The organism is Lederbergia sp. B243.17 (genome assembly GCF_057657925.1).
On sequence record NZ_JBWBKF010000039.1, the window covers coordinates 57293 to 78402 of the forward strand.

General features: G+C 43.4%; 19 protein-coding genes. 12 read left to right on the top strand and 7 right to left on the bottom strand.

Annotation, left to right across the window (positions count from 1 at the left end; all coding sequences use genetic code 11):
* Positions 1-29: 29 nt before the first annotated feature.
* A complete protein-coding gene (locus AC0TWI_RS07520) occupies positions 30-284 on the bottom strand; it encodes an Atu4866 domain-containing protein (RefSeq protein WP_488125721.1) in 255 nt (84 codons plus the stop codon).
* A gap of 209 nt (positions 285-493) precedes the next feature.
* Between AC0TWI_RS07520 and AC0TWI_RS07525 the strand changes: the two genes are divergently transcribed.
* Positions 494-1396 carry an AraC family transcriptional regulator gene (locus AC0TWI_RS07525; RefSeq protein ID WP_488125722.1) on the top strand — a complete coding sequence of 301 codons (903 nt, stop codon included), beginning with the start codon at positions 494-496 and terminating at the stop codon, positions 1394-1396.
* A 48-nt stretch (positions 1397-1444) separates the two neighbouring features.
* Here AC0TWI_RS07525 and AC0TWI_RS07530 read toward each other — a convergent pair whose 3' ends face one another.
* Genes AC0TWI_RS07530 through AC0TWI_RS07540 form a run of 3 tightly spaced genes read right to left on the bottom strand, consistent with a single transcriptional unit; the run spans position 1445 to position 6476 of the window.
* Entirely contained in the window at positions 1445-2986 is a 1542-nt protein-coding gene (locus AC0TWI_RS07530; protein WP_488125723.1) for a response regulator, read from the bottom strand.
* Positions 2983-4728 (bottom strand): cache domain-containing sensor histidine kinase, encoded by a 1746-nt coding sequence (locus AC0TWI_RS07535; protein WP_488125724.1) that lies wholly within the window; start codon positions 4726-4728, stop codon positions 2983-2985. The genes AC0TWI_RS07530 and AC0TWI_RS07535 overlap by 4 nt, the downstream gene beginning before the upstream one ends.
* 44 nt (positions 4729-4772) lie before the next feature.
* The gene (locus tag AC0TWI_RS07540; protein WP_488125725.1) at positions 4773-6476 is read right to left on the bottom strand and encodes a HAMP domain-containing protein; all 1704 of its coding nucleotides are present in this window, start codon (positions 6474-6476) and stop codon (positions 4773-4775) included.
* Positions 6477-6698: 222 nt separating this feature from the next.
* Here AC0TWI_RS07540 and AC0TWI_RS07545 point away from each other — a divergent pair, with 222 nt between their 5' ends.
* The 4 genes from AC0TWI_RS07545 to yjfF all read left to right on the top strand — a co-directional run bounded on the left by AC0TWI_RS07545 (position 6699) and on the right by yjfF (position 11364).
* Positions 6699-7742: an ABC transporter substrate-binding protein gene (locus tag AC0TWI_RS07545; protein WP_488125726.1), complete on the top strand. Its 1044-nt coding sequence runs from the start codon at positions 6699-6701 to the stop codon at positions 7740-7742.
* A 93-nt stretch (positions 7743-7835) separates the two neighbouring features.
* Positions 7836-9356, top strand: coding sequence for a sugar ABC transporter ATP-binding protein (locus tag AC0TWI_RS07550; protein WP_488125727.1), 1521 nt, complete (start codon positions 7836-7838; stop codon positions 9354-9356).
* Positions 9353-10372, top strand: a complete 1020-nt coding sequence (locus AC0TWI_RS07555; RefSeq protein WP_488125728.1) for an ABC transporter permease — start codon at positions 9353-9355, stop codon at positions 10370-10372. Before AC0TWI_RS07550 ends, AC0TWI_RS07555 begins: the two co-directional genes overlap by 4 nt.
* Positions 10369-11364: a galactofuranose ABC transporter, permease protein YjfF gene (gene yjfF / locus AC0TWI_RS07560; protein WP_488125729.1), complete on the top strand. Its 996-nt coding sequence runs from the start codon at positions 10369-10371 to the stop codon at positions 11362-11364. The genes AC0TWI_RS07555 and yjfF overlap by 4 nt, the downstream gene beginning before the upstream one ends.
* A 134-nt stretch (positions 11365-11498) precedes the next feature.
* Here the strand turns inward: yjfF and AC0TWI_RS07565 are convergent, their stop codons facing one another.
* Positions 11499-11777: a DJ-1/PfpI family protein gene (locus tag AC0TWI_RS07565; protein WP_488125797.1), complete on the bottom strand. Its 279-nt coding sequence runs from the start codon at positions 11775-11777 to the stop codon at positions 11499-11501.
* Between the two features lie 26 nt (positions 11778-11803).
* A complete protein-coding gene (locus AC0TWI_RS07570; protein ID WP_488125730.1) occupies positions 11804-12031 on the bottom strand; it encodes a DJ-1/PfpI family protein in 228 nt (75 codons plus the stop codon).
* A 276-nt stretch (positions 12032-12307) separates the two neighbouring features.
* Here AC0TWI_RS07570 and AC0TWI_RS07575 point away from each other — a divergent pair, with 276 nt between their 5' ends.
* From AC0TWI_RS07575 to AC0TWI_RS07605, 7 genes are all read left to right on the top strand, one after another.
* A complete protein-coding gene (locus AC0TWI_RS07575) occupies positions 12308-13882 on the top strand; it encodes an ABC transporter substrate-binding protein (RefSeq protein ID WP_488125731.1) in 1575 nt (524 codons plus the stop codon).
* Between the two features lie 149 nt (positions 13883-14031).
* Positions 14032-14982, top strand: coding sequence for an ABC transporter permease (locus AC0TWI_RS07580; RefSeq protein WP_488125732.1), 951 nt, complete (start codon positions 14032-14034; stop codon positions 14980-14982).
* Positions 14983-14996: 14 nt separating this feature from the next.
* Entirely contained in the window at positions 14997-15893 is an 897-nt protein-coding gene (locus AC0TWI_RS07585; protein WP_488125733.1) for an ABC transporter permease, read from the top strand.
* A 27-nt stretch (positions 15894-15920) separates the two neighbouring features.
* Positions 15921-16940, top strand: coding sequence for an ABC transporter ATP-binding protein (locus tag AC0TWI_RS07590; protein WP_488125734.1), 1020 nt, complete (start codon positions 15921-15923; stop codon positions 16938-16940).
* Positions 16921-17922 carry an ABC transporter ATP-binding protein gene (locus AC0TWI_RS07595; protein WP_488125735.1) on the top strand — a complete coding sequence of 334 codons (1002 nt, stop codon included), beginning with the start codon at positions 16921-16923 and terminating at the stop codon, positions 17920-17922. Before AC0TWI_RS07590 ends, AC0TWI_RS07595 begins: the two co-directional genes overlap by 20 nt.
* A gap of 11 nt (positions 17923-17933) precedes the next feature.
* Positions 17934-18326, top strand: coding sequence for an OsmC family protein (locus AC0TWI_RS07600; protein WP_488125736.1), 393 nt, complete (start codon positions 17934-17936; stop codon positions 18324-18326).
* 312 nt (positions 18327-18638) lie between these two features.
* Positions 18639-20570 (top strand): FUSC family protein, encoded by a 1932-nt coding sequence (locus tag AC0TWI_RS07605; RefSeq protein WP_488125737.1) that lies wholly within the window; start codon positions 18639-18641, stop codon positions 20568-20570.
* On the opposite strand, the gene AC0TWI_RS07610 is transcribed toward AC0TWI_RS07605, so the two are convergent.
* The gene (locus AC0TWI_RS07610) at positions 20517-21083 is read right to left on the bottom strand and encodes a hypothetical protein (protein WP_488125738.1); all 567 of its coding nucleotides are present in this window, start codon (positions 21081-21083) and stop codon (positions 20517-20519) included. The two genes, AC0TWI_RS07605 and AC0TWI_RS07610, sit on opposite strands and share 54 nt — an antisense overlap.
* Positions 21084-21110: the final 27 nt, after the last annotated feature.

Below are 21110 nucleotides of genomic sequence, written 5' to 3' on the forward strand. Positions count from 1 at the left end.
CACACTCCTCCTTTTGAATGGATTTTCTTTTATTTTTCACGATAGAGAACCATACCGGCGTGGTAGAGAACCGAATCCCGGAAATCGCCGTCTGCCGTAAATCCTGTATCATCGATATAATCGATATGATCGCCTGTTATCCTATATTGCCCCTGATAAGCGCTCTTCCGATTTCCGCGCGCTTCGTCGTACCGGCCGTCCGGCAACAACTCATGCCGGATATAACCGTCTTTTGTCACCCACATTCCAACATAAGGATGATTGTTTACATGTTGAGTATTCATTTTTGAATAGTCCCCTTCCATTTGCGAATGCACAATACTTGATCATTGGTTTGAACGTTACAAACTTTGTATTTGTGCAACGCAATTTTATATACACATTATCTTATCAACCGAGTATCAGGCGGTAGCAGAATCGTACGAGATGATTGCCTAATCCTCCAGAAAGAGATAAAGTAAAATTATTCTTGCGGAGAAAGGGGAACTGGAGGATGAGTGAATGGTTCCAAAAACAGAGAAGAGAACTGCTGCAGATCATAGAAAAGTTCACACCGACAGACGGGACGCATGACACGCAAGTTCCCGGTTTACGTTTTATTCGTGTTTCCCGGTTATCAGAGCCTGTTTATTCGGTCTATGAACCTTCCCTTTGCATCGTTGCCCAGGGTTCAAAGTCGGTTATGCTGGGGCAAGAGGTATACCATTATAATCCGGACAGTTATTTAACCGCCTCGGTACATTTGCCGATTACAGGACAAGTGATGGAAGCTTCGCCAGAAACACCGTATTTAAGTCTGCAGATTCTATTCGATATGGATCAGATTCTTGATGTTATTCAGGTATCCGGGGAGACGATACAAGCAAAAGGAGAGACCGGTCGAGGGTTGAAGGTAAGCAGGATGAACGATACGCTCATGGATGCAGTGCTGCGGCTTGTAAAACTGGTCGAAGCGCCGGAGGATATCCCGTTGCTTGCGCCCTCTGTCATTCGGGAGATCATTTATCGGATCCTTCAAAACGAAAGCGCCACGTCTTTGATGCAATTTGCCGTCATCGGAAGCCATGCACAACGGATTGCAATGGTCGTCGAGAAGCTGAATCGCGACTTCGCTAACCCTCTGCGTGTAGACGAATTGGCGGAGGAGGCTCGAATGAGCCCCTCGTCTTTGTATCATTATTTTAAAGAAGTCACGGGGATGAGTCCGATCCAGTTTCAAAAGCAACTTCGATTGCAAGAGGCGCGCCGCCTGCTCTTTTCCGGATCGATCGATGCGGCGGAAGCTGCGTTTCAGGTAGGATACGAGAGCCCATCGCACTTTAGTCGGGAGTATGCGAGAATGTTCGGGCTGCCGCCAGTCCGCGATGTGCACCGTTTACGCAGCGCCCTTATGTAGTGAACACAGAAAGCTTCTTCACGAAAAGATAGTCGGGAAGCTTTCTGCTCATGAGAGGAAAAGGGACTGTTTTTGATTTTTAAATTGTTTTGTCGTCAGGCCTGTTATTTTTTTGAAGGTTCTGCAGAAGTAGTGGGAGTCACTATAACCTACCTGATGGGCAATTTCATATGTTCGGTCGTTTGTGTTGATGAGCAGCTCTTTAGCTCGGCTGATACGGAGGTTTGTTAAATATTCGGTAAAGGTTTCGCCTGTTTCCTGGCTAAATATGTGACTCAGATAGGATGGGCTCGTATTAACTGATCTGGCTACCGTTTGCAGGGATAGATCCGGATCAGCATATTGTTCGTTAAGATGATTGATTGCCATTTGGACGCCGTCAGAGTATTTGCTTGTATAACGTTCTCTCGTCGCAATCACTACTTGTAAAACGTCTTCCAAATAGGTTAACACCTCACGATAGTTCCGAATCCAGCTTGCACGCATTTCAATCTTGCGAATTTCACGCGTGACTTCAAGATGGTCCAATTCGACTTCTTTTAAATAATGGGAAACGGTAACCGTAAAGTCCATTAAAAAATAATACATTGTAAAAGGGGAGCGGATTTCGTTATTGTTTAGATGTTCGGAATACGTAAGGGCAAAGTTGGATAGTTGATCAATCGTCCCGAACTTTAAAAAATCGATTAGCTCTCTGCGATTGAAGTGCTGCGATTCCCTTTTTGATTCTATATCTGCATCAGAAATGTTTGTTCGGTATTTATGAATCACGCTTGAGTAGTTTTTTTCTTCATCCGCCTCTGCAAAGGATACTGCAATCCCGCGAATCCGGCTTTCAACACGGCCAATACCAAAAATGAGTAAGTTCCCCGGGTCGTCCTCTTCCTGTGTGATCAAGCGGTGCCTAATGTTCTCAGCTTCGTGCTGGAGTGTTTGTTCCGATTCTCCCATCATAATAAAAACCGATTCTTTCATTTTCCTGCTGAATTGTAAACAATGATAATCAGATGCAATCCAATTGATGGAATCTATTTCCGAGGTACACTCAATGATCACGATATAGTAAAAACTTGAGATCAAGTTAAGCTGTAAACGCGAAGCCTCCTTTATTGCCTCTGAGGAAGTAAAGGAACCTTCGCAGAGTTCATACAGGAATTTATTTCTTAACGTATTTTGATTGGCCAGATCATTTATTCTTTTATGGTTCCTTTCCTCCTCATCGATTTTGGCGGAAACCTTTATGAGCAGCTCAAGTAAATCGTCCGAGCTGACGGGTTTGAGGCAGTATTCGGTAATCCCGATGCGCATCGCTTCCCGGGCATATTCAAACTCATCATGACCGCTCAGGATGATTATTTTCATGGAAGGCATCTTATCCCGAAGAACCCTGCTTAGTTCCAGTCCGTCCATAAAAGGCATCCTGATATCGGTGATGACAATATCCGGCTGATGTTTTTCAATTAACGGCAGGGCCATTTCCCCATCAGGGGCATCCCCGCAGTAGATAAAACCTTCTTGATTCCAATCGATGCATGTCCCGATTCCTTGACGGATGGCATTTTCATCATCAACCAAAAATACCTTTTTCATTTGATTCTCCTTTCTGCCGGGATAATCAAGCTAACACGTGTGCCGGAGCCATACCAGCTATTGATGGTTAAACCGAAGGGCTCCCCGTAGTGCAGCCGGATTCGCTGATGAACATTCAACATTCCAAATCCGCCTTGGTTCTGATCAGGCAGGGGCATCCCTTGGGATAATGCGTTTTTAATTGTTTCCAACTTGTCTTCTGTCATTCCGATCCCGTTATCGATTACATCAATCGAAATATACCCTTCAGGGGAAAAATCCCCTTTAATCCGAACAAATCCCTTGCCGTGCTTATTTTTTATGCCGTGGTAAATGGCATTTTCAACAAGTGGCTGAAGGGTTAACTTTATGATTTCAAATTTTAAAATATCTTCATTCAAGTGAAAGGACACATCTAAAATATCCTGATACCTTATCTTCTGGATCATTAGGTAATTTTGAATATGCTCGAGCTCATCTTTTAATGGAATAACATCTTTTCCTTTGCTTAACGAAATTCTAAAAAAATGGGACAATGCCTTCGTGATTTTTATGATTTGCTGGCTCTTCCTCGCTTCAGCCAGCCAAATAATAGTTTCCAATGTGTTATACAAGAAATGCGGATTAATTTGTGCCTGCATTGTACGAAGTTCAGCAATTTTTAGCTGCTTTTGTTCATTGACACTTTGGGTAAGCATAGTCCGCATTTTTAAAACCATCCGGTTAAAGTTGTCGCCAACATCCGCAATCTCATTGACCCCTCTGTTGCCGAATTTTGCATCAAGGTTTCCTTGTGAAACCTGCTCCATCTTTTCGTTTAAAACCCGCAGCGGACGAACAAGCCTTGAGGAAATAAAGACGTATAACCCAATGGCCAATAGTAAAAGGGAGGAAATAGCCAGGACGGTCAGTCTTCTGATTTCCGCTATCTCCTTTGTCACTTCTGATACTGGTTTATGGCGAATAAAAGTCCAGCCCGTCACTGGTGATGTATCAAAAGCATAAAAGGTTGCATCCTCTGTAAAATAACCGGAACGGTCAGCCCCGATTGGATATTTATCCTGGATTGCCAGTGTCTTCATCATTTGTGGAGTCGAAAACAATATACTGCCGGTTTCAGATTCGATTTGTATAGTCCCTGTTGTTCTCAATGAATCTTTTCGGAGAATATCCTTAAAAATTGCAGCTTTCACTACAATATTGATGAACCCGATGACTTCTTTGGAATCATTCAAAGTGATAGCACTTGTCAGTGAAAGTGCCGGATTGCTATTTTTATAGACCGGTTCTATCACTGTTTTGGTTGGTTGATCAACGATCTGGACAAAAGGCGGTTCAGCGAGCAACCCTTTAACTATTTGATGCACTCCTCGATTCTCACTCACGGCTTTACCGTCAAAGTCGATGATTTTAATGCTCATGATACTGTCACTATATGGATAGCTCTCCCGGAAAAGGGTGATCATTTCGAGAATCTTCTCAGCTTCCTCCGCTGTATTTTGATTGTCGATGAGAAATTGGACTGTGCTATCTTTTTTGCCAACTTCAGCAAATCTCTTAATATCTTGGATAACATCATCAAACTCCACGCGCAACCTTGCGATTTGGATTTGTTCCAGCGAAAAAGACTTTTGAGCCAGCATATCAGATGCTTTTTGAAAAGCGATGACACCAATTAGAATGAGGGGTGCAACGATTAATAAGAGAAACATCATAAATAGTTTTGCCTGTATACTTGATAGGACCTGACTTTTGCGTGTCATTTTTATCCGACCTGTCAATGATTTAATATTGAATGGCAGTATAGCTATAATGTAAATTGCCGGATGCTATTTTTCATTTCTTGAATCCGATTTACGAGTTTATAGGAGGCATCGGATACTTCCTCAAAGGTTGTCAGTTGTTCCTCCCCCATTGCTGCGATTCTGGCCACTTCTGAACTAATAATTTGGGAATTCTGCTCAATGTTTGAGACGATTTGCTGAACAGTCAGCATTTGGTCAAAAGCCTCGTGCATGTCCTGATTAATGCTGTCCATTTTGTATTGCTGTCTGTGGTGAATGGATTGAAGCGGCAGTAAGTTATTGGTTATTACTTCATCCGCTCTTCTTCTGCTAAGTTGACTTTCTTTAAGGATCCCGGCATTTTGTTTTCTGATTGAGGCAGTTAGCCGCAGGATCCCGTTTCTGCGGCTGTCGGAGTCATGTGAACTCTTTTCCATCTCATCGGAAACTTCTTTTATGCGGGAGAGGGCGCTCTCCACTTTTTCATTTGCGAGCTCCTTGGGAATTTCAGTTATGAGTGTAAGAGCCAAGATACGGAGTTCACGGGCAGCCAGCTTACTTAAGCTTATATAACCATGCATTTCTTTCGATAATTTTTGAATATCATCTGCTGCGCCGTCCACTTTTTGGCTGGTTCGGTTTATTTTCTCGTGGTGGGATGTGAAGTTGGAGAGCTCTCTGTTGAGTTCTGCAATAATAAGAGTGGTCTCATTGGAGTGATGGCTGATCTTATTCAACTTTTCCAATGCTTCATTAAACTTTAAAAGCAGGTGTTCAAATGTTGAAACGGATTGTTGGATGACGAGATCTTGATTTTGCAGATTGATGGAAATGGTTTGAGTCGCCACTGCCACTTCCTCTCCAGCTTGCTGGTTCTCCAGTATACTTTGATGGATATCCTTTGATGTTAAAACAACTAAATCATTTGTGTTTCTTACATTTATAATAATGTCCTTCAGGTTTTGAAACATTCGATTATAGGAACGGCAGAGTTCACCTATTTCATTTTGGGCAGGATTTTCAATCGCTCCGATTGTTAAGTTTCCTTTCGCAATTTCATTTGTCTGTTGCCCTAATTTACGAATCGGTTTAACAAAACTGCCGGATATAAATATGGCGAATAATAAAGAAATCACGATTAGTGCGATAAAGGAGCAAATGTATATGGTGATGTCCCTCTTTAAATTTTCACTAATCAGATTTTTTGATTGGCTTTTTGCCACAAGAGTTTTTTGCAGAAGGGCTTGGACTTTTTCATCAATGAGGTCTGTAAGAATGGTAATGTACTCATAGGTGATATTTCGCGAATCGGCCGCGACATTTCCTTGAATTTGCTCGCCCAATTTGTCAATGTACTCATTCGTTGTTGTTACCGTTTGACGAACCTCAGAAATTTCCTTCGTAAACTGTCTTTTCTTATCATCCTTTTCAAGGGCATCCAGGTTTTTAACCATATTATTGAGCAGATCATATTGAGTGCCATTTTCAAAAAGGACCTTTCCATAAGCAATATCCCTGATTTCCTCATCGAGTTTTTGCTTAAGGATCCCATTGATTGAATTCGTTAACGTAATGGTTTCCATCATGGCATTATATTGCCGGACATATCCAAGGAAGAGGTAAATTTGTACGCAGTTTATTGCTGCGAGCAATAAAAGAATGGTCATAAATACGAGGATCAATTTTTTCCGCAATGAAAGGTTAGCTAATTTTGGATGTCCTGTCATTCTATAACTCCCACTTCTTGAATCTATATTACTATAGATCATGTTATATGTGGGACTGAAGTAATTACACCCTTTCAAAAAATCTTACAATATTGTTCGTGGCGACCGAATAATTGTGCAACTTTTTCAAAAATCAATCTATTCACCTCCTTATGTAAACGCTTTATAATTAGGCTATACAAATTCAAATTAACTTTTGAATGGAAAAAAGGGGGTAAAAGAATGAGGAAACTGTTAAAAGGAAATATATTTTTACTTCTGATGGTGGCTTTTATGCTCTTTTTATCAGCTTGCAGTTCATCGGGGACCGGGGGAGGATCGGATTCTAAAGGCAGTTCAGGGGACAAAGGTTCTGAGAATGGTTCAGGAGATTCCAAGTCTGGCGGTAAGCTGGTCATCGGATTTTCACAGGTCGGTGCTGAAAGTGAGTGGAGAACCGCGAATACAAAATCGATGCAGAATGCCATCAAAGATGCCGGCCATGAGCTGAAGTTCTCGGATGCCCAGCAAAAACAGGAAAATCAGATTAAGGCCATCCGATCGTTTATCGCACAAAAGGTTGACGCAATCGTCTTCTCTCCAGTTGTGGAAACAGGATTTGAAACAGTCCTGAAGGAAGCGAAGGACGCGGGCATTCCCGTCTTCCTTTCTGACAGATCGGTTGATATTGATGATGACTCGCTCTGGGTCACGTTTCTAGGCTCAGACTTTGTTGATGAAGGAAAAAAAGCTGGAAATTGGCTGGTTGAGGAAATGGCTGAAGAAGCTGGAGATATCAATATTGTTGAACTTCAAGGAACAGTTGGTTCTGCACCAGCGAACGACCGTAAAAAAGGATTTGAAGAAGTGATTAAGGGTCATGATAAATTTAAAGTTATTAAGTCGCAAACGGGAGACTTCACACGTGCAAAAGGGAAAGAAGTGATGGAAGCGTTCTTGAAATCTGATGGCGATAATATTGATGTGTTGTACGCCCATAACGATGATATGGCGATCGGAGCAATTCAAGCCATTGAGGAGTACGGGTTAAAGCCTGGCGAGGATATTACAATTATTGGCGTAGATGCTGTTAAAGGGGCATTTGAGGCAATGGCTGCAGGGAAGATGAACGTCACAATTGAGTGTAATCCGCTATTTGGTCCGCAAATGGTTGATTTAATTGAAGCGTATTTTGCCGGAGAAGAAATTCCAAAGCGTGTTTCTGTAGAAGAAAGCATGTACACGATGGATCAAGCGAAAGAACTTCTCCCAACCCGCGAGTATTAAACAGAGAGTAAATTAGCAAACAAAGAAGCCGCTAGGGGTAGTAGTATTCTACTATTACTAGTGGCTTTAACATAGCGGTCAGGAGGCAACGGCATGGAGGGAAAAGATCCTATCGTACTGATGGAAGGAATAACAAAGGAGTTCCCGGGAGTGAAAGCCTTGTCAGATGTCCAGTTAAAGCTATATCCGGGTGAGGTACACGCTTTAATGGGAGAAAATGGGGCAGGGAAGTCAACGTTAATTAAGGTTTTAACCGGTGTCTACGCATTTGATAGAGGCTCTGTTACGTTGGAAGGAAAACCGATCCAAGTTGCGAGTCCTTTGGAAGCACAAAATTTAGGGATCAGCACCGTTTATCAAGAAGTAAATTTATGCCCGAATCTATCGGTCGTTGAGATCATATTCATCGGCCGGGAAATTAAAAAAAGGGGTCGGCTCCATTGGAAGGAAATGACCCGCCAGGCAAAGGAGTTGCTGAAAACACGGTTAAACATGGAGATTGATGTCACGAAACAGCTTTCAACTTACTCTGTCGCCATCCAACAAATGATATCGATTGCCCGTTCTCTTCAAGTATCTGCAAAAGTGCTCATATTGGATGAGCCGACATCAAGTCTTGACCAAAATGAGGTGAAGCAATTATTTCAGGTTATCCGCAATTTGAAGAAAGAGGGCCTGGCAATTGTTTTTGTCAGTCATTTTCTTGAACAAATTTATGAAATAACGGACCGGTTAACGGTTTTGCGAAATGGGATGTGGATTGGTGAGTACAAGACAAAGGAAATAAACAGGCTTGATTTAGTATCAAAGATGATAGGCAAAGAACTGAATGAGCTGGAAAACAATGTGGGAGAAAGCAGCGCTGAGATCAATAGCAAAAGCCTATTCCTGCAAGGCAGCAATCTATCGAAAAAGGGGAAAATAGCGCCTTTTGATTTCGATATACATGAAGGTGAAATCGTCGGTCTCGCTGGGCTCCTCGGGTCTGGAAGAACAGAATTAGCCAGATTATTGTTTGGTGCAGATAAGGCAGATTCAGGTGAAATCATGATTAAGGGCAAAAAGACAAACCTTGCCAATCCTGAACAAGCGATTGAAAATGGTATCGCCTTTTGTTCAGAAAACCGAAAAACAGAGGGAATCATAGGTGACTTAACCATCCGGGAAAATATGATTTTAGCCCTGCAAGGTACAAAGGGCTGGTTTCGGTATATTCCGAAGAAGCGCCAGGTTGAAATTGCCGATGAATATATCAAATTATTGAATATTAATCCGCCTAACCCTGAGCAGTATATAAAAAATTTAAGCGGCGGCAATCAACAGAAGGTATTGCTGGCAAGGTGGTTGATTACCAACCCTGATTTCCTGATTTTGGATGAGCCGACAAGAGGAATCGATGTCGGGGCAAAGGCAGAAATACAAAAACTGATGATTACATTGAGCAAAGAGGGGAAATCTATTTTATTCGTTTCTTCAGAAATTGAAGAGGTGCTTCGGACATGCCAAAAAATTTTGGTGTTGCGGGACCGGCAAAAGGTGGAAGAGCTTGAGAACTATGGGCAGATTACACAAACGGACATAATGAAGTCCATGGCTGGAGGGATGACACAATGAAATCGAAATTGTTTTGGCCGATTGTCGTCCTGATGATGATTTTATTGATCAATCTTTTCTTTGATAAAAGCTTCTTTTCCGTGGAAGTGAAAAATGGCTATTTAACAGGCAGTCTCATCGATATATTGAACCGGGGGGCTCCGTTATTACTTGTTTCGATCGGCATGACGCTTGTGATCGCGACAAAAGGAATTGACCTGGGGGTCGGTTCAGTCATTGCGATGGCCGGCGCGGTTGGCGCGATGACGGTCAGCGGAGCGAGCGGCGATGGTTTAGGCCCGCTCTGGATCGCAATTGCTTCTATTGTTGGGGTTTCTGTTTTAGCGGGTCTTTGGAATGGTCTGCTCGTTTCCAGAATTGGCATTCAGCCGATTGTGGCAACCTTAATCTTAATGGTTGCCGGACGAGGTGTCGCGCAATTGATCACAGATGGGCAAATTATGACGGTTTATTATAATCCTTATACGTTTATCGGCGGCGGGCATCTCTTTAAATTGCCACTATCGATTTTTATTGTGGCAGTGGTGTTGGCAATTGCAGCCTTTTTAACGAGAAAAACAGCAATGGGATTGTTTATTGAGTCAGTCGGAATCAATCCGGAAGCAAGCCGCCTTTCGGGAATCAATTCAAAAAATATTGTCCTGATGGTATATACTTTTTCCGGTTTATGCGCAGGGATCGGCGGATTGATCTTAAGTTCCAATGTGGCCAGTGCGGATGGAAACAATGCCGGCCTCTGGTATGAACTGGATGCCATTTTAGCCGTAGTGATAGGAGGCACTTCACTGAACGGCGGCAGATTTTACTTAATGGGGACAGTAATTGGCGCTTTGATCATTCAAAGCTTAACAACGACGATTTATTCGATCGGCATTGCACCGGAAATCAACCTGATCGTGAAAGCGGTCGTTGTATTAATCGTTTGTCTCTTACAATCACCTGAGTTTAGAAGCAAGGTGTTTGGCGGATTTGCAGCGAAAAGGACCGTCAGGAAAAGCGAGGGTGTATCCTTATGATAAAAAAACTGCACGCAGATTCTAAACATCTTCCGCTGACAGCCACGATCGGCTTATTCGTTTTGATGTTTCTCTTTGGCTCATTTCGATATACAGGTTTTTTCACCATGCAGGTTTTTTTAAACTTATTTATCGATAATGCATTCTTAATTGTTGTAGCCGTAGGAATGACATTTGTTATTTTATCCGGAGGCATTGATCTTTCTGTCGGTTCAGTCATTGCGTTAACAAGTATGGTGGCAGCCAGTTTAACAATGAATGCGGAACTTTCTCCGTTTCTTGTGATCCCGATTAGTTTAACTATCGGCACAGTACTCGGCTTATGTATGGGTTGTCTCATTCATTACTTTCAGCTGCAGCCATTTATCGTCACACTTGCAGGCATGTTCCTTGCGCGAGGACTTTGCTATCTCATTAGTGTGGAATCCATTACGATCAATCATCCATTTTTTAATTTCATGGCCAGCACCCGCATCCCTTTAGGGGGAGGGAATTTTATTTCCAGCAGTGCCATCATCGCGCTCGCAGTGGTCATGGCAGCGATTTTTATCGCCCACTACACAAAGTTCGGCCGCAATGTTTATGCGTTGGGAGGAAGTGAACAATCTGCTTTATTAATGGGATTGCCGGTCGGGAAGACGAAGATTATGATCTATACAATCAGCGGGTTCTGCTCATCCCTCGCTGGTTTGATTTTCACATTTTACATGTTATCTGGGTATGGGCTTCATGCAAATGGATTGGAGCTTGATACGATTGCAGCTGTTGTAATCGGCGGCACTTTGCTGACAATAGGAGTAGGGTATGTAGCAGGGAGCGTTGTCGGGGTGTTGATTCTAGGTATCATTCAAACAGTGATCGTGTTCGAAGGAACGTTAAGTTCTTGGTGGACAAAGATTGCCATCGGAGCCCTGCTGTTATTGTTTATCGTATTACAGCGAACAATCGTAGCCAGAAGCAAATCGAACCGGGCCCCGATTTCGTCGCACTAAATGGAAAAAATACATTTAGGGGATGTCCAGAAAGTCAGTGAAGAACCTGATTTTCTGTGACAGCCCCTCTTTTGTATATGCAACAATCGACTAGAAATGGCTATGTGCATGCTTAAGATAAGGAGCGGCCCATGTTACTGGTACCAACCCGAATCAAACTCCAATCCGAGCATTTTGCCGAGCTGTATCCCAAAGTCTCTGAAGAATGGTCCTTTTGCAGTCAGGATCTTTCCGTCTATGACCCACGGTGAATCTTTGTAATTTGTTTCATTGAATATCCCGATGAAATCACGCTGCTCCCGGGTAAAACCGACTGTAAACCGGTGATTGTCAAGTGCTCCTGCCTTTGCCAGTAAAAAAGGGGCACTCGAAATGGCGGCTACAACCGAATTTTGTTTCTCAACCTGGCGAATAAAGGAGAAGAGGCGTGCTTCATCTTTTAAGTGGCCATAACATCACAGCCGGGAAGCACAAGGCAATTTAATTCATTCACATCGATGTTATCAATTATTGAATCCGGGACACATGTTAATCCCGCCTCTCCTGCTACCTGATCGTCACTTAGACCAATTGTCACGATTTCTTGAGTGCCTTGCCTTAAAACGGATAAAGCAACGGATAGTTCATATTCGCTGAAATGGTCGTACAAGAGAATACCCGTTTTCAAAAAAATTCCCCCTACATTTTCCTTACTGAGATTTCATATATCAATATTAACACCAAGCCATTTCTAACCGGGGTTAGTTTTCTATCACATTTTGTCGAAAGCCCGAGTATTCAATATAGGAGAAAAGTAATTGTATTCATTGACAAGAATAGAAAAATCACATATGATTTTTCTTGTCCCATAAAACCAATTGAGAAAGTAGGGATTAAATTAACTAGCTTTTATGAATGTAGCAATAAGATAAAATATACATAGTTCACCAGAGGGGGAGCAAGAATGAAGAAACATTTGAGTTTGCTGATTTTTGTCATGATGGCAGTCCTTGTTATTGCCGGCTGCAGCAGCAAATCAGGCAATTCAGACGGAAACGATGCAGGGAAGTCTGCTAAAAAAGAATATGAAGAAAAAGTTGATATCGCGATGACGGCACAGCCGCCAACTTTGGATTCGGCGACAACTGTATCACAAGTAGCCTTGGATATTTCACGAAATATATTTGAGACGCTCGTGACATTAAATGAAGATTATGAGCCAGTGCCAATGCTGGCCAAATCGATTGATACGAGTGATGACGGAAAGACGTATACATTCCATTTAAGAGAAGGGGTTACCTTCCATAATGGGGAAGTCATGACGGCGGAAGACGTTGAGGCGTCGATGAATCGCTGGCTGGAAAAGTCGCCAAAAGCAAAAGTGCTATTAAAAGACGCGAAGTTTGAAGTTCAGGATGAGAATACGGTTGTATTAACATTGCCAAAAAATTATTCTGATGTGTTGATCATGATGGCGGCCCAATCACAGTTCCCGGCCATCATGCCAAAAGAGATTATCGAATCCGCTCCTGCTGAAGGAGTGAAAGAATATGTCGGAACAGGTCCATATAAATTTAACGAGTGGAAGCAAGACCAATACATTCATCTAGTTAAAAATGATGATTACCAAGCCCTTGATGAAAAGCCAAGCGGCGTGGCCGGAAAGAAAGAGGCGTTCATTAAAGACGTGTACTATCATTTTGTTTCGGATCCTTCCACAAGAATTGCCGGCATTCAAACCGGGGAATATGATCTCGCGAATAGTATACCAATTGAAAACTATGAGCAACTCGAATCAGCCAATAATGTGAAGCTTCATACAGTCAAGGGCGGAACGTTAACCCTTTTCTACAACACGGTTGAAGGACCTCTGGCAGATGTGAAGCTGCGCGAAGCAATTCAAACGGGATTGAAAATGGATGATGTCATGTTAGGTGCTTTTGCCAACAAAGAGTTATATTCTTTGGGCGCTGGATACATGAACCCTGACCAAAAACAATGGGCAACTAATAATGGAAAAGATAAGTACAACGCAGGCGATGTAGAAAAGGCCAAAAAGCTGCTAAAAGAAGCAGGTTATAATGGAGAAGAAATTACGCTGCTTACAACAAGTGACTATAACGAAATGTATTCAGCGACACTTGTTGTTCAAGACCAGTTAAAAGAATTAGGAATGAAAGTGAAAGTAGAAAACTTCGATTTTCCAACTTTCCTAGAAAAGAAAAATGATAATAGCCAATGGGATATATTCATTACAAGCAATGGATATCCTCTAACACCACCGCAATTACTTGCTTTAACAAAAGATTGGGCAGGAATGGAAGATCCGAAGGTTACAGAGCTAGTCGGAAAAATCCGCGAAGCCAAAACGGATGAGGAAGCAAGCAAGCATTGGGATGAATTGCAAGGCTATTTATATGAATATCTGCCATCTACGGTCATTGGCCAGTACAGCAGCCTATTGGCTACATCTGATAAACTGGAAGACTTTACGATCCTTGACTACCCTATCATTTGGAACACAAAAGTAGAAAAATAATAGGGAAATCGAAAAGCAAAGCGAAGGTATGAACTGGGATGCATGATCCTCCATTGTTATTTCAACAATGGAGGTTTCCTGTTTTATATAAGCAGGGGATACGCTTGTCCTAGTTGACTATGACTTTATGTAAAAAAGGAGGGGGCTTCTTGGTCGGCTATATTGTCAAAAGAATTTTGTCTTTAGTGCCGGTATTATTTGTCGTGTCACTCGCGATATTTTTAATTGTCCACTTAACACCAGGGGATCCGGCTTCTTCTATTTTAGGAATGGAAGCGACAGCAGAACAGATTGAAGAATTAAATGAACAAATGGGATTTAACCTTCCGATCCATGAGCAATACATCAATTGGATGGCGGGCATCTTTCAAGGTGACTTAGGAAGGTCGTACTTCATGAATGAACCGGTGACGGAAGCGATACTCAGTCATCTATCACCAACACTTTCACTTGCGATCCTGGCTGAAATCGTTGCTCTGATCCTTGCGATTCCAATCGGGATTTATGCCGCTTATCGCAGGGGTTCACTAACCGACCAAACACTAATGGCCGCCTCATTAGTCGGAATGGCAATCCCGAGTTTCTTGCTTAGTTTGCTGCTCATGCTCTTTTTTAGTGTAAAGCTGAACTGGCTGCCAGTCGCCGGTTACAAACCGCTCAGTTCAGGAGTACTGGAGCACTTTAAATATTTGATTTTGCCGGCGATTTCCCTAGGAGCGATCCAGGCAGCTCTTGTTGCGAGAATGACGCGTTCCTCCATGCTGGAAGTTTTAAATATGAACTATATTAAAACAGCGCGATCCAAAGGCGTGAAAGAATTTAAAGTCATCCTGAAGCATGCTTTTCGGAATGCGTCCCTGCCAATATTAACCGTTGTTGGCCAGTCATTTGCGACATTGGTGACCGGTGCAGTCGTGGTTGAAACGATATTTAACATTCCGGGTCTCGGACAGTTGATTATCAATTCTATTGAACGAAGAGATTTTGCGGTTATCCAAGGTGTGGTTCTATTTGTTTCTATTATTTATGTCATGATCAATCTGCTGGTTGACTTAATGTACGGAATTATCGATCCTCGTGTGAGATTAGAGCGGAAATAGAGAGGAGATTGGCAATGGCTGCAATCCAAAACTTAAATGAGTATGAAAAGATCAAAACAAACCTTAAAAGAGAGCAACGATTATTAACGTTCAAACGATTCCTGTCGAATAAACTATTGGTTTTTGGCAGCGTCATTTTCATCTTGTTGATTTTCATCGCGTTTATTGGGCCATTTTTAATGTCCTATGACCCGAATAAGATGGTTGTGTCGGAACGATTGCTAGCGCCGAGTTCTACACACTTACTAGGAACGGATGAGTTCGGCCGGGATTTATTCACAAGGATTGTTTACGGGGCACGTGTTTCAATGGGAATTGGCCTTGCTGTTACGGTGATTTCCTCATTAATAGGGATGATGATCGGCCTTTATGCAAGTTACTATAAGGTGCTGGATCATATTTTAATGAGAATATGTGATGGGCTCATGTCGATTCCTGGAATTTTGCTCGCGATCGCTTTAATGGCCGCATTGGGGCCATCGGCTTCAAATGTGATCATTGCATTAAGTATTGTCTTTACGCCAAATATTGCCCGGATTGTCCGGTCTTCGGCACTTGTTGTCCGCGAGCAGACGTATATTGAAGCGATGAAGGCACAGGGAGCCAGTAATTTCCGGATTATTTGGGGGCATATTGCACCGAATACGCTGTCGCCATTAATCGTTCAGGCCACCTTTGTATTTGCGGAAGCGATTATTTCAGAAGCAGCACTGAGCTTCCTTGGTGCGGGCATTCCGGCCCCGGACCCAAGCTGGGGAAATATACTGCAGGCCGGTAAATTGGTTATTTTCAAAGCATGGTGGATGGTTGTGTACCCTGGGCTTATTATCGTAGTGTCCGTACTTGGCTTAAACCTGCTTGGCGATGGGCTGCGTGACTTTCTAGATCCGCATTCATCTAAAAAACGATAGGTCGTATCGAAAAAGGGAGGGACAAATATGAAGAAGCAACCTCTTCTTGAAGTAAAAGATTTAAAAACTCATTTTCGCACAAGCCGGGGGCAGGTAACAGCTGTCGATGGGGTCAGCTTCCAAGTACACGAAGGGGAAATCCTTGGTGTAGTCGGCGAATCTGGTTGTGGGAAAAGTGTCATGTCCCAATCGGTTATGCGATTGTTTGATGAAAAATATACAGCTTCTTATGACGGGGAAGTCCTATTTAATGGAGAAAATCTGCTGAAGTTATCAAAGAAGCAAATGCAAAAAATTCGCGGTAACGAAATCTCGATGATATTCCAGGATCCCCTCAGTTCGCTCAATCCGTTATATACGATTGGCGACCAAATCCAAGAAGCGATTTTGCTGCATCAGAAGACGTCAAAAAAGGAAGCGAAAGAGAAAGTGGTAGATTTGCTGCGTCTAACGGGAATTCCTGCTCCGGAGAAACGGGTGAACGATTACCCCCACCAATTATCCGGCGGGATGCAGCAGCGTGCCATGATTGCGATGGCGCTCGCATGCCAGCCAAAATTGTTAATAGCAGATGAACCGACAACAGCATTAGACGTGACGATACAGGCGCAGGTTTTAGAGTTGATCCGTGATCTGAAAAACCAAACAAACATGGGGGTCATTTTCATCACCCATGACCTTGGTGTTGTAGCTGAATTATGCACGCGCGTAATCGTGATGTATCTTGGTCAGGTGGTAGAAGAAACCGATACAAAAAACCTTTTTACAAAACCGCTTCATCCATATACAAAAAGTTTGATGAAGTCGATTCCGCAATTGGACGGGGATCGTTCGCAAAAGCTCCATGTGATCAAAGGGACGGTTCCATCACTGGATAATGTGCCGAAAGGTTGCAGGTTTGCCAGCCGCTGTCCATTTGCAACTGAGCTGTGCATTGAAAAAGCACCAGAATTAATCACTCATAGTGAAACACAGAAGGTCAGATGCTGGCATTACAAAGAAATCATGGAAGAGGAGGAGGAAAAGGATGTCTCGATCAATGGATGAACAGCAGCCGCTCCTCCAAGTAGAACATATAAAAAAATACTTCCCGGTTACCGGCCAATTTGGACGTTTAGGCGGTCTGAAAGGGGAAGTAAAAGCCGTAAATGATGTATCTTTGAATCTTTACGAAGGAAAAACATATGGACTTGTAGGGGAATCCGGTTCAGGAAAAAGTACGACAGGCCGAACGATTTTACGCTTGCTGGAACCTACTGACGGGAGAATTTTGTATCAAGGCCAGGATCTTGCCGGCCATTCAAAGCAGGACATGCGCAAGGCTCGGAAGGATTTGCAAATGGTATTCCAGGATCCGTATTCTTCTCTTAACCCGAGAAAGCGGATTGGACAGATTTTAGAAGAGCCCCTTGATATTCATTCGATTGGCAATAAAGTGGAGCGCAGGGAACGCGTATTTGATATTTTAAATCGAGTGGGGCTGGGGGCCGAGCATTATTACCGGTATCCACATGAATTTTCCGGCGGTCAAAGACAGCGTATCGGCATCGCCAGGGCACTCGTCGTGAATCCAAAAGTAATCATCTGCGACGAACCGGTCTCTGCCCTTGATGTTTCGATTCAATCACAGGTGTTGAATCTTTTAGAGGAACTGCAAGAGGAAATGAATCTGTCTTATTTATTCATTACCCATGATATCAGTGTTGTCCGGCATATTTCTGACCGGATCGGGGTGATGTATTTGGGACAGATAGTGGAAGAAGCGAGCACCGATCAGTTATTTGCATCACCGCTGCATCCGTATACGAAAGGATTGTTTTCAGCTGTTCCGCAGCCGAAAGTCAATCAAAAACGGGAACGCATCGTTCTGACAGGTGATATCCCATCGCCTTTAAACCCGCCAAGCGGCTGTATGTTCCATACAAGATGCCCCTTCGTAATGGATGTATGTAAAAAAGTGGTCCCTGAACGGATGGAAGTAGAAAAGGGTCATTTTGTTTCATGTCATTTATATTCAAAAACTGAATAGGAGAATGCGCAATGGCAAATATTCAAAGAAAAAATGGAAGTTACGGTGTGTATAATGAAGCGGGTTACCAGGTGGAAGCGAGTTTTACAGCGAATTCTGCCGGGCTCAATCCAAAAGAATTGCTGGAAGCATCTTTAGGACTTTGCATCACCATTGTTATTAATAAAATGCTCGAACGTGATGGAATCGTACTGAAAGAGGATGATCCGTTTTCGGTAGACGTCCGTGCAATCAAGGCTGAAGGCAGCCCTTCGCGCTTTGAGGAATGTGTGGTCAAAGTGGAACTTCCAGACCACTTCTCCGATCAGTACAAACAGAAGCTGATCAAATCGGCGGAAAGAGCCTGCACAATCGGCAATACGTTGCAGCGGGGCTTGAAAATTACACACACAGAAGAAGTGTAACATGTCGTTTAGTTGTTTTGTCCTGGCGGGCAGCGTTATGGTAATAGTGGATCGATGAGAAAATAGTGGACGTTCAGACCGTCATCCAACAGAACTGAGAAGGCGGTCGAGAGATAGCAGCTGTTTGAAGAAGCTGTTGCCTTGTTGCCTATAATCATTACTTACATACTGGACCCTTGTTGCGAGGTTTGAATTCGATCGAGTTTGCGAAGAATACAACCAAACAGGGTCCAGTTGCTTTTTCGTTGGGCATGGAAGCGCATGTGTGCAATAACAACATGCCATCCATTATTAGAAGGGTGTTTTGGTACAATGAGCAATAAAAACAAACATGAAAAAACGATTCATTCCTTTAAGGATTCCTCCTTTATAAAGCTATTGAGTCAAGCATTTGAAATTAAAAAAACGCCTTTGCCATGGAATAAAGCGATTTTTGCCGGGATCAGTTCGGCATTTCCGGCAGGGGTCGGCTTTATGCTTGGCGACCTGCGCTCCGGCCTAGCAGCTGGGATTGGCGGCTTTACCTACCTCTATATGTTTAATGAACCGTATGCGGAGCGTGCGAAGAAACTCTTTTTCGTCATGATCGGTCTATCCCTCTCTATCGGCCTTGGAACTTTGCTTGCGCCTTTTCCGCTTCTCTTCTCGCTAATGGCTGGTTTCATTGGTTTTCTCGTTACCTTTCTATTCGGAGCCTTGAAAATACCGGGGCCGGCAGCTCTCTTCTTCTTATTGGTCTTTAGCATGACTTCTGCTATGCCGATTGATCCTTCACTTGCACCGGTACGAGCAGGCCTGACATTATTAGGCGGAGCTTTCGCATGGATACTTGCAATGGCCGGCTGGTTTTTAAATCCCCATCGTTCAGAAAGAAACGCGATCAAGCGTGTATATTTGGAATTGGCGTCTATGCTCGAGGCGACAGGTATTGCGGATTTCAATAAAAGAAGACAAGTGACCCTTCAAACGCTTAAAGATGCGGGCGATACGCTGTCTAGAGCTCATATACACTGGAAAAGCTCGTTGGAGTATAAAAGGCTCTACTATTTATATGAACAAGCCCATTTGATGTATGAGGACATCACCGAATCCTATGGCACACATGATTCCGAGCCTCTATCCGCCATTGCACAACACATCCGGACATTGGCAGATAAGATCGGCAAACCAAAGAATGAACAGGTTGAGCTAGTAATTGAAAATAAAACAGCACATCGTCTGGAAAAAAGATTAAAAGAAGTCACGCATATTGCAAATAGAGTTGACGATCGGGCAAGGGAAGAAATTCATATTTCAAAGCCTTCGGTGAAGGAGACGTTGACCGGCAGCTTTCATAAAAATTCGATTGTCTTCATTTCAGCGATTCGCTATGGCTTTATCCTGTTCATTGCCTCCGTTATCGCTTTTTCTTTTGAATTTGATCGGTCCTTTTGGATTGTGTTGTCATGCGGGGCTGTAATGTTAGGTTCCACTATTCTTACTACGTTTCACCGTGCCGTTCAGCGGTCACTCGGAACCATTGTCGGTGTCTTAATCGCCGCTCTCATTCTTTCCACTCATCCAAGTGGAATGTTGGTCGTATTGGTCATTTTGATCCTTACGTTTTTGACGGAGCTATTTATCCCGAGGAATTATGCCATTGCTGTCTGCTTCATTACACCCAATGCCATATTCATGGCCGAAAACACCTCTCAAATCTTTGACTTGCGCTTTTATGCGACTGCAAGAATTACAGATATTCTTATCGGGTCTATCATCGGTCTCATCGGTATTTTCGTTTTCGGCAGAAGGTCAGCATCCAGCCGCATCCCGCATTTGCTGACAAAAACGATCCGAAGCGAGGCGCAATTGCTGATGCTGCTATTTTCCGGCCCCAAGGATAGTGACGATATAGAAGGCAGTAGTGAATTGAAAAAAATGCGCACAAATGTAAAGAATATGAGCCTTGTTTACCAATCCGCCTTAGGGGAAATTCCACGCGATGAAAAAACATTGGCGCAAGTATGGCCGGTTATTTTTTCGATTGAGCAATTAGGCTATTTATTGGAATCTGCTTCAAAAAAGCAAAAGCGGCCGATCCTTAATGATGAGGATTTAGCTCAATTGCTTCTTGTTTTTGAAATGATGGCAAAATCAGCGAAGAGAATGGAGCAGCCGAAGAAACGGCGTATTCCCGACATTCCAGGTTTTTCACAGCTTCAAAAAGAGATTGGCGATTTGCAGGAAGCACTGCAGTACAGATAAAAGGAGGACGTGATGGAAACCTCTTGATGGCCGGGTGTGTGGGAAATGGTGACATAGGAGGGTTTTATGTGCCCTTAATGGGCTGGGTGCCTGTGCGAAGGTCACATAGAAAGGTTCAATGTTCCCTTCACCGTCTGTGTGCTGCGCGAAGGTCACATAGAAAGGCCCAATGTGACCTTCATCAGCCGATACCTGCGCGAAGGTCGCATAGAAAGGCCCAATGTGACCTTCACGGGCCGGTGCCCGCGCGAAGGTCACATAGAAAGGCCCAATGTGACCTTCATCGGCCGATACCTGCGCGAAGGTCACATAGAAAGGTTCAATGTGACCTTCGCCGTCCGGTTCCTGTGCGAAGGTCACATAGAAAGGCCCAATGTGACCTTCATCAGCCGATACCTGCGCGAAGGTCGCATAGAAAGGCCCAATGTGACCTTCATCGGCCGATACCTGCGCGAAGGTCACATAGAAAGGTTCAATGTTCCCTTCGCCGTCCGGTTCCTGCGCGAAGGTCAAATAGAAAGGCTCAATGCTCCCTTCGCC